Genomic DNA, 1508 nt, shown 5'->3' with positions numbered 1-1508 from the left:
CGCCTCGACCGCGGGGGCCGCCGGGGGCCGGACCGGCGGTGGTGCCGGGTCCGGCTCCGGTTCGGGCTCAACGGCTTTCGGCGCGGGCGGTGGGGCGGGCTCCGGTTCGGGTTCCGGTGCCGGCTCGGGTGCCGGTTGCTCAGGCTCCGGGGCAGCCTGCGTCTTGCGGACGAACTGTTTCGGCGGGGCGGGGGCGACGTGCTCGCCGGCCGGGATCGACATGTCGAGCCGGGTCTCGATGCGCTCCACCCGCTGCAGCAGTGCGGCCTCGGTGTCGCAGGCCGAGGGCAGCAGCAACCGGGCGCACACCACCTCCAGCAGCAACCGCGGCGCAGTCGCCCCGCGCATCTCGCCCAGTCCGGCGTGCACCACCTCCGCGTAGCGGGTCAGGGTGGCCATCCCGACCCGGGCGGCCTGATCGCGCATCCGGTCCAGCACGTCCTCGGGTCCGTCGACGACGCCCCGGGCGACCGCATCGGGCACCGCCCGGAGCACGATCAGGTCCCGGAACCGCTCGAGCAGGTCGGTGGCGAACCTGCGCGGGTCGTGCCCGGCGTCGATGACACCTTCCACCGCGCCGAACAACGCCGCGGCGTCACCGGCGGCCAGCGCATCGATCGCGTCGTCGATCAGGGCCAGATCGGTGGCACCCAACAGGGCCAGTGCGCGCTGGTAGGCGACGTGGTTACCGGCCGGGCCGGATTCAGAGCCGGCCAGCAGCTGGTCCAGCACGCTGAGCGTGTCCCGTGGTGACCCCCCGCCCGCGCGGATGACCAGCGGGAACACCGCATCGTCGACGTCGACGTTCTCCGAGGCGATGATCTTCTCGATCAGCGTGCGCATGATCTTGGGGGCCAGCAGCCGGAACGGGTAGTGGTGGGTGCGCGACCGGATGGTGGGCAGCACCTTCTCCGGTTCGGTGGTGGCGAACACGAAGATCAGGTGTTCGGGCGGCTCCTCGACGATCTTCAGCAGGGCGTTGAACCCCGCCGTGGTCACCATGTGCGCCTCGTCGACGATGAAGATGCGGTACCGGGACTGGGCGGGAGCATAGAACGCCCGATCGCGTAGCTCCCGGGTGTCGTCGACGCCGCCGTGGCTGGCGGCGTCGAGCTCGACGACGTCGACGTTGCCGGGGCCGTTCGGCGCCAGCGCCACGCAGGAGTCACACACCCCGCACGGGGTTGCGGTGGGGCCCTGCGCACAGTTCAGCGACCGCGCGAGGATCCGCGCCGACGACGTCTTCCCGCAGCCACGAGGGCCGGAGAACAGATAGGCGTGGTTGATCCGGCCGGAGTTCAGCGCTGTCGACAACGGCTCGGTGACATGTTCCTGGCCGATGACTTCCGCGAAAGTCGCCGGTCGGTACTTGCGATATAGAGCCATTGGTAGTCAGCTTCCTATCCCTTTTGGTGACGCCTTGTAGGCGTGAAAATGGGGTCGGGTCGCCTGCCGACGCCGTCGCTTCCTTGGGCTGTGGAGCCCGTTAGTCAGCTTGGTGCCGGGGC

Annotated in this window: 1 protein-coding gene; it reads right to left on the bottom strand. The window is 70.4% G+C overall.

From position 1 onward, the window contains the following. On the bottom strand, window positions 1–1386 hold a 1386-nt coding region (locus tag WA944_RS03655; RefSeq protein ID WP_526646361.1), incomplete at its 3' end, for a DNA polymerase III subunits gamma/tau. Window positions 1387–1508 lie beyond the last annotated feature (122 nt).

The organism is Mycobacterium sp., from assembly GCF_049683355.1.
Taxonomy (GTDB): Bacteria; Actinomycetota; Actinomycetes; order Mycobacteriales; family Mycobacteriaceae; genus Mycobacterium.
Note: the sequence above shows the minus strand (reverse complement) of the source record. Positions and strands in the feature narration are given on the sequence as shown.